Annotated in this window: 6 protein-coding genes; 5 read left to right on the top strand and 1 reads right to left on the bottom strand. The window is 60.6% G+C overall.

The features are described from left to right. Positions 1-129 precede the first annotated feature (129 nt). Positions 130-1569 (bottom strand): dihydropyrimidinase, encoded by a 1440-nt coding sequence (hydA, locus tag OK411_RS17315; protein ID WP_264365429.1) that lies wholly within the window; start codon positions 1567-1569, stop codon positions 130-132. Between the two features lie 185 nt (positions 1570-1754). On the opposite strand from hydA, the gene OK411_RS17310 reads away from it, so the two are divergent. From OK411_RS17310 to OK411_RS17290, 5 genes are all read left to right on the top strand, one after another. Then, a complete protein-coding gene (locus OK411_RS17310) occupies positions 1755-1907 on the top strand; it encodes a hypothetical protein (RefSeq protein ID WP_163018901.1) in 153 nt (50 codons plus the stop codon). Positions 1908-2193: 286 nt separating this feature from the next. Beyond that, positions 2194-3678 carry an NCS1 family nucleobase:cation symporter-1 gene (locus OK411_RS17305; RefSeq protein ID WP_264365428.1) on the top strand — a complete coding sequence of 495 codons (1485 nt, stop codon included), beginning with the start codon at positions 2194-2196 and terminating at the stop codon, positions 3676-3678. Between the two features lie 136 nt (positions 3679-3814). Beyond that, the gene (locus OK411_RS17300; RefSeq protein ID WP_038862206.1) at positions 3815-5098 is read left to right on the top strand and encodes a Zn-dependent hydrolase; all 1284 of its coding nucleotides are present in this window, start codon (positions 3815-3817) and stop codon (positions 5096-5098) included. A gap of 201 nt (positions 5099-5299) precedes the next feature. Beyond that, positions 5300-6796 carry a helix-turn-helix transcriptional regulator gene (locus OK411_RS17295; protein WP_258602997.1) on the top strand — a complete coding sequence of 499 codons (1497 nt, stop codon included), beginning with the start codon at positions 5300-5302 and terminating at the stop codon, positions 6794-6796. A 140-nt stretch (positions 6797-6936) separates the two neighbouring features. Next, complete coding sequence (locus OK411_RS17290; protein ID WP_016775126.1) at positions 6937-7194, top strand: DUF1652 domain-containing protein; 258 nt, start codon at positions 6937-6939, stop codon at positions 7192-7194. Positions 7195-8141: the final 947 nt, after the last annotated feature.

Raw genomic sequence — 8141 nt, 5'->3', positions numbered from 1 at the left:
CTGGTGGGCAGTGGTTGATCGTACCCACGCTCTGCGTGGGAATGCCTCAAGGGACGCTCTGCGTTCCAATGGGACGCAGAGCGTCCCGGGCTGCATTCCCACGCAGAGCATGGGAACGATCACTAGGGGTCAGCGTTTAACGGCAGTCGGCTTATGCAACTCCGCCCGCTTGCTCAACAAATCAAACACTGCCGGGTAGGCCGGCCGTTCGATGTAGCGTCCGGCGCCGCGTTCGGTGCGCAGGTCGCCGTCGGCCCAGACCACACGGCCCTGGCTGACGGTGTGGCTCGGCACGCCGCGCACGGTCTTGCCTTCGAAGATGTTGAAGTCCACCTGCTGATGGTGGGTCTTGGCGGAAATGGTCCGAGTGCCTTGCGGATCCCACAGCACCAGATCGGCATCGGCGCCCACGCGGATCGCGCCTTTGCGTGGATAGAGATTGAATATCTTCGCGGTGTTGGTGGAGGTCAGCGCGACGAAATCCTGCATCGACAATCGCCCGGAGTTGACGCCTTCATCCCACAACACCGCCATGCGGTCTTCGATACCGGCGGTGCCGTTGGGAATCTTGCTGAAGTCGTCGCGGCCGGCGGCTTTCTGCTCCGCGCAAAAGCAGCAATGGTCGGTGGCGGTAGTGTGCAGATTGCCGTTCTGCAGCCCGTGCCACAGCGCCTCCTGATGGCCGCGTGGACGGAACGGCGGGCTCATCACGTAGCCGGCGGCGGTTTGCCAGTCCGGGTGTTGATAGACGCTGTCGTCGAGCAGCAAGTGCCCGGCCAGCACCTCGCCGTAAACCGGCTGGCCCTTGCTGCGGGCATAGGTGATTTCGTCGAGGGCTTCCTTGGTGGAAACGTGCACCAGGTACAACGGCGTTCCGATGGTTTCGGCGATACGGATCGCCCGGCTCGCGGCTTCACCTTCGACCTGCGAAGGTCGCGACAGCGGATGCGCTTCCGGCCCGGTAATGCCCTGGGCCATCAGCTTGCGTTGCAGGTGATAGACCAGTTCGCCATTTTCCGCGTGCACGGTCGGCACCGCACCGAGTTCCAGGCAGCGCTCGAAACTCGCCACCAGGGTGTCGTCGGCGGCCATGATCGCGTTCTTGTAGGCCATGAAATGCTTGAAGCTGTTGATGCCGTGGTGGCTGACCAGCTCGGCCATTTCCTCGCGCACCTGCTCGCTCCACCAGGTGATTGCGACGTGGAAGCCATAGTCCGACGCAGACTTTTGCGCCCAGCCGCGCCACTGATGAAACGCTTCCATCAGCGATTGCTGCGGGTTGGGAATCACAAAGTCGATGATCGACGTGGTGCCGCCGGCCAGACCCGCCGCCGTGCCACTGTAGAAATCCTCACTGGCCACGGTGCCCATGAACGGCAGTTGCATATGCGTATGCGGATCGATGCCGCCGGGCATCAGGTACTGACCACTGCCGTCGAGCACGTCTGCGCCGGCGGGAATGTCGAGGTTTTCCCCAATGGCTTTAATCACGCCGTCAGCGCAATAGACGTCGGCGCGGTAACTTTCATCATGGGTAACAACGGTGGCGCCACGGATCAACAGAGACATTCCGGATTCCTCGCAGGCATGACCGACTTGTGCCGGTTCTAAATGTTTTATTGAAGTACAGCGGCGCAGTTCGTATTCCTGTCATCGCTGTCAGGAATAGAAACTAGTCGCGATTTCAAGAATGATCAAGAATATTTTTTATAAGCTTATAGCTGTTTCAAGCTATTGATAAATAAGGATAAATAATGAAAATCACCAAAATGGTGAGGCTGCTCACCATTTTGACGCACTTGACAGGATGGAAATATGAGCAAGATTTCCTATGTGAAATCAGCCGCTTGAAGTTGTGCTGCGGTTGCGGGTTCACCGACAAAAATAAATGCAGTGCACCAGTTTGAGTCCTGACACTTCGGACAACTTGCCCGACGTTTAGCCTGAGCGTTCAGACAAGTTTTCCCGGACTCATCGAATATTCAATTAAAACTGATGAATATCAGAAAGTTGCAAAGCGTGCAGTGCACCGCCCAAGCGTTAAGCGCCAGACCCGGCACGTTTATTGATGCCGCCGCTGGCACCATGGCCGGTGCATGAAAGTTGTCAGTTCCTCCGGCCATCGTCCGGCTGGCGCCGTATGCGCCAGCCGCCTGATGAGCAAAAAATAATCAGAAGAACAGTGGAGCGGCCATGCAACAGACCAGATCACAAGTGACCGAGCGCGACGGCTTGTACGAGCTCGAAGCGGGCAGTGATGTCCTCGACAGTCCCCGCTACAACCACGACATGGCACCGACCAAGGTGCGCGAACGCACCTGGAACAAATGGCACATCACCGCGCTGTGGGTCGGCATGTCGATTTGCGTGCCGACCTACACCCTCGGCGGCGTGCTCACCGCGTATTTCGGCTTGAGCGTCGGCGAAGCGCTGTTGGCGATTCTGTTTGCCAACGTCATCGTGTTGATTCCGCTGACCCTCAATGCCTTCCCCGGCACCAAGTACGGCATTCCGTTTCCGGTGCTGCTGCGCTCGTCGTTCGGCATTCTCGGTTCCAACGTGCCGTGCCTGATCCGCGCGTTGGTGGCGTGTGGCTGGTTCGGCATCCAGACCATGTTCGGCGGCCTGGCGATTCACCTGTTTCTCGGCTCGGTGTTCGAGGGCTGGAAATCCCTCGGCGGCACCGGCGAGGTGATCGGTTTCATGGTGTTCTGGGCGCTGAATCTGTGGGTGGTGATTCGCGGTGCCGAGTCGATCAAATGGCTGGAAACCTTGTCGGCGCCGTTACTGGTGGCGGTGGGCATAGGCCTGCTGGTGTGGGCGATGCCCAATGTGTCGATGACTGAGTTGCTGGCGATCCCGCCCAAGCGTCCGGAAGGCGCCAGCGTGGTGAGTTACTTCGCGGCAGGGCTGACGGCAATGGTCGGGTTCTGGGCCACGCTGTCGCTGAACATTCCCGACTTCAGTCGCTACGCCAAGAGCCAGAAGGATCAGATCCTCGGGCAGATTTTCGGCCTGCCGCTGACCATGTTCCTGTTCGCTGCGCTGGGCGTGGTGATGACCGCCGCATCGGTGAAACTGGTCGGCGTCACCGTGTCCGACCCGGTCACGCTGATCGGCCATATCCAGAGCCCGGTGTGGGTCGCGGTGGCCATGGCGCTGATCATCGTTGCCACACTGTCGACCAACACCGCCGCCAATATCGTCTCGCCAACCAATGACTTCCAGAACATCGCGCCGAAGGTGATCAACCGCACCAAAGCGGTGTTGCTCACCGGTCTGGTCGGGCTGGTGCTGATGGGCCATGAACTGCTGAAAAAGCTTGGCCTGATCGTTTCCGACATCAGCCTGGAAGCCGTGTATTCGAACTGGCTGCTGGGCTACTCAAGCCTGCTCGGGCCGATCGCCGGGATCATGGTGGTGGATTATTTCCTGATCAAGAAACAGCGACTGGACCTCGCCGGGCTGTACCGCGATGACGTGTATCCGGCTTGGAACTGGGCGGGTTTTCTCGCCTTTGGCGTGCCGGTGGCGCTGACCTTGCTGTCGCTGGGCAGCGACGCGTTCAGCTGGTTCTACAGCTATGGCTGGTTCACCGGCTCGGCGTTGGGCGGAGTGATTTATTACGGGTTGTGTGTAATGCGGGCGCAGCCTTCTGCCGTGAAAACAGCGGTGTAACACATGATCGTTCCCACGCTCTGCGTGGGAATGCAGCCCGGGACGCTCTGCGTCCCAACAGCGGACGCAGAGCGTCCATGGATGAATGCCCACGCAGAGCATGGGCACTATCGGCATCAGCATTGAGGAGATCCCCATGAACGCAGCCGTAGACGTTCTGCAATCCACCCATCAGCACATCAACCGCGATCGCCTCTGGGCCTCGCTCATGGAACTGGCCAGACTCGGTGCCACGGTCAAGGGCGGCGTCTGTCGCCTGGCCCTGACCGACCTCGACCGCCAGGCCCGCGACCTGTTCGTGCAGTGGTGCAAGGACGCCGGTTGCAGCGTCACGGTCGATGCCGTCGGCAACATCTTTGCCCGGCGCGCCGGACGCAACCCGAACCTGCCCCCGGTGATGACCGGCAGCCACATCGACACTCAACCCACCGGTGGCAAGTTCGACGGTTGCTTCGGCGTGCTCGCCGGCGTCGAAGTGCTGCGCACCCTCAACGACCTCGGCGTGGAAACTGAAGCGCCGCTGGAAGTGGTGGTCTGGACCAACGAAGAGGGCTCACGCTTCGCCCCGTGCATGATGGGCTCCGGAGTCTTCGCCGAGAAATTCACCCTCGAAGAAACCCTCGCCAAGGTCGATGCCGATGGCGTCACGGTCGGCGAAGCACTGAATGCCATCGGCTACGCCGGCCCGCGCAAGGTCAGCGGGCATCCAGTCGGCGCGTACTTCGAAGCGCACATCGAGCAAGGCCCGATCCTCGAGGACGAAGAGAAAACCATCGGCGTGGTACTCGGCGCGCTAGGGCAGAAGTGGTTCGACCTGAAATTGCGCGGCGTCGAAGCCCACGCCGGCCCGACGCCGATGCACCTGCGCAAGGATGCCCTGGTCGGCGCTTCGGTGATCGTCGGCGCCGTCAACCGCGCCGCCCTCGGTCATCAGCCCCACGCCTGCGGCACGGTCGGCTGCCTGCAAGCCTATCCCGGCTCGCGCAACGTGATCCCCGGCGAAGTGCGTATGACCCTCGACTTCCGGCATCTGGAGCCAGCGCGGCTGGATTCGATGATTGCCGAAGTGAAACAAGTGATCGATGCGACCTGCGAAGAACACGGCCTCACCTATGAACTGACCCCGACCGCCGACTTCCCGCCGCTGTACTTCGAAAAGGGCTGTGTGGAGGCGGTGCGCGGCGCCGCGAAAGGGCTGGGTCTGTCGCACATGGACATTGTCAGTGGCGCCGGGCATGACGCGATCTTTCTCGCCGAGCTAGGTCCGGCCGGGATGATCTTCGTGCCGTGCGAGGGTGGGATCAGCCATAACGAAATAGAGAATGCCGCACCGGATGATCTCGCGGCGGGGTGCGCGGTGTTGCTAAGGGCGATGCTCGCGGCTTCGGCGATGGTGGCGGACAGCGAGCGTGCCGCCTAAGGTAAACACACCCAGTAAACCTGTGGGAGCGAGCCTGCTCGCGAATGCGCCGGGTCAGTCACCGAATGGCCTATCTGACCCAGCGCTTTCGCGAGCAGGCTCGCTCCCACAGGGGATTTCTGGCGATTTTGAGGCCGTGGCACGATCCCGAACCGCTGCGGTCGTACTCTTCACCTAGCCGCATCACAGTGTGGAGATCCAATGAGCCAGGAAGTCCTGACCACCGAAACCAACCGTCGCCAGTTGCAGCAGATCATCGCCGGGCTGTCGGACGGGGTGATTCTGCTGGAACTCGACAAAAGCATCCTCTGGGCCAACGAAGCGGCGCTGACCATGCACGGTGTCAGCACCATCGGTGATCTGGGCAGCAACGCCGACGAGTACGCCAAACGCTTCACGCTGCGCTATCGCAACAATCATGTCTTGCCGCCGGACAACTACCCGATCAGCCGCGTCGCCCGCTGCGAGGCGTTCAATGATGTGCTGATCGAAGTCTCGTCCGTGGACGACCCGGAGCGGGTCTGGGTGCACAGCGTGCGCAGCATGGTGCTGACCGACCGCGTCGGCCAGCCCGAGTCGCTGGTGCTGATCATGAGCGACGTCACCGACTGGGCCAACGCCGAGCAGCGTTTCGAAAAAACCTTCAACGCCAACCCCGCGCCGGCAGTGATCTGTCGTCTCAGCGATTTGCGCTACATCAAGGTCAACCCGGGCTTTCTGGAAATGACCGGCTATACCCGCGATCAGGTGATCGGCACCTCGGCGTATGAAATCGATATTTTCGAACAGGCCGATCAGCGCGATCTGGCCGTTCAGCGCTTGCGCGATGTCGCGACCATTCCGCAGATGCAGGCAGAACTGCGCCTCCCCGACGGTGGCAGTAAACAGGTGATCGTTGCCGGTCAGCCGCTGCTGCTCAATGACGAGAATTGCATGCTGTTCTCCTTCGTCGACATGGAGCCTCGGCGCCGGGTCGAAGTGGCCTTGCGTCAGAGCGAGGAGCGCTTTGCCAAGGCTTTTCGTCTGACTCCGGTGCCGATTCTGATCTGCACCGCTGAAAAGCAGGAGGTCATCGACGTCAACCAGGCATTCCTCGATACCCTGGCCTATGACAGCGATGACGTACTCGGCAAAACCGTGACGCAATTGAGCTTCATCCACGACGACAGCGCGCGCACCCGGTTATTGTCGGCGTTGGCGAAGAACGGTCGGGTGGATCGGGTAGATGTGCCGGTGCGCAAGAAGGACGAGGAGTTGCTGGAATGTGCGGTCTCGGCCGACACCGTGAACATTCACGACACGTCCTGCTATTTGCTGGTGCTGATGGACATGACCGAGCGCAAGCGCACTGAGCTTGAGCTGGTCGCGGCGATCGAAGAGGTGATGAAGGATGCATCGTGGTTCAGCCGGACGCTGATCGAGAAGCTGGCCAACGTGAAGAAGATCAACTCGCCGCAGCTGCCCAGTGCCTCGTTCACTGACCTGACGGCCCGTGAACGCGATGTGCTGGGCTTGATCTGTGAAGGACTGGCGGACAAGGAGATCGCCGCGCGGTTGAAACTGGCGCCCAATACCGTGCGCAATCATGTTGCCACTGTGTACTCGAAAATCGATGTGCATAGCCGCAGCGAGGCGATCGTCTGGGCTCGGGAGCGCGGTTTGTTTTCGGGAGAGTGGGGCACCAAGGGCCAGCGTTGAGGGGTGCAAATGCACTAGTTACAAGGGTGCAAATTCATGTATTGGCCAAGGCGTTGTGTTCTTAGGCTGGTGGGGTGCGGTGTGGGCCATTTTGGGCCTGCGATCGCGCCCCTTCTGAAACAGTCATAGGAACAACGTCAATGATGAATCTTGCGCAGTTGCGCGCTCGGCTCGAGCACAGTTTTGCGCCGCTGGCTTGTGAGTGTTCGGTGGATGGTGATCATTCGCTGACGGTCAAGTTGTATCACCTGGATTCGGGGCAGGTGGATCTGGTGATCAGCGGGCTGGATCTGGCTTCGCTACGTACGCCTGGGGCGGTCGAGGCGTTGGTGGATGAGTTGCGGTATGAGCTTGAGAGCAATTCCTTGCGTTCTTCGCGGGATCCGGATTTGGCTTAAGCGCGCTTTGGGTCTTGGCGGCCTTTGGGCCGGCCATGCTCTGGGGGGGTTGGGTGTATATCCGTTTCTGCGGGTGTTGCGGCTGGCGGTTTCGCCCTTACGGCGAGTCACCTTTTCCAAACGCCGAAAAGGTAACCGAAAAGGCTTGCTCCTGCGTTCGGCCCTCGCAGGCTCGGGTTCCTTCGCTCCGGGACTGATCCGGGCGCAGCGGCTACGGTTTGCTCCGCTGCACCTCCTTCCGCTGTGTACGACTGCGTCGTACGGTCGCTGCACTCCCACGCCCGGATCAATCCCTCCACTCAGCCTTCCGACGTCGCCTGTGAATCAAGATCAAAAGCGGTACTCGAGCTAACGCTCATCGTGTTGGGTGGTGGGGTGGCTTGCTTATTTGATTTTGCTTTTCTGTGGGAGCGAGCCTGCTCGCGATGAGGCCCTCGCCGACAACGATGATCTCAATCCAGCCCACTGCCGGAAAATCCCGCAAAACCGACAGCCAATCCCAGCCAATCTCCCCAATCCACTGGCGCTAACAAGGCGCTCAGCTATAAAGAATGAGTGGTCAGGTCTTCCGCGGCCGGTTGGGTTGCGGGAGTTTGTCTCTCTTTACCGCGGGTCGTCCTATGAATAATCCTGGGAAACGCGTATTGCCGTTGGCTTTTCTTGCTGTGCTGTTGGCCGGTTGTTCCAGTCCTCCACCGCCTGCGCCTGTCGCGCCGCCGCCACCGCCGGAACGTCGGTGTGAGGTGTTGGAGAATACTGAGGTTGCCGGGGATATGTATGTGGATGGGCAGGTGACGCGCCACATCACCACTACCCGTTGCATAACCCAATAACACTCGCGATTCCTCGATTGCACGAGGCCTGGAACCCAGCAGTGACCCTGTGGGGGGGGGGGGGGGGGGGGGGGGGGGGGGGGGGGGGGGGGGGGGGTGGGGGGGGGGGGGCGC

Source organism: Pseudomonas sp. RG1, assembly GCF_025910115.1.
Taxonomy (GTDB): Bacteria; Pseudomonadota; Gammaproteobacteria; order Pseudomonadales; family Pseudomonadaceae; genus Aquipseudomonas; species Aquipseudomonas atacamensis.
This window is presented reverse-complemented; position numbering and strand designations above follow the sequence as displayed.

What these genes read in the sequence shown, in the direction of transcription:
- hydA (WP_264365429.1), bottom strand. Translation starts at nt 1,569, where the DNA reads ATGTCTCTGTTGATCCGTGGCGCCACCGTTGTTACCCATGATGAAAGT.
- OK411_RS17310 (WP_163018901.1), top strand. Translation starts at nt 1,755, where the DNA reads ATGAAAATCACCAAAATGGTGAGGCTGCTCACCATTTTGACGCACTTG.
- OK411_RS17305 (WP_264365428.1), top strand. Translation starts at nt 2,194, where the DNA reads ATGCAACAGACCAGATCACAAGTGACCGAGCGCGACGGCTTGTACGAG.
- OK411_RS17300 (WP_038862206.1), top strand. Translation starts at nt 3,815, where the DNA reads ATGAACGCAGCCGTAGACGTTCTGCAATCCACCCATCAGCACATCAAC.
- OK411_RS17295 (WP_258602997.1), top strand. Translation starts at nt 5,300, where the DNA reads ATGAGCCAGGAAGTCCTGACCACCGAAACCAACCGTCGCCAGTTGCAG.
- OK411_RS17290 (WP_016775126.1), top strand. Translation starts at nt 6,937, where the DNA reads ATGATGAATCTTGCGCAGTTGCGCGCTCGGCTCGAGCACAGTTTTGCG.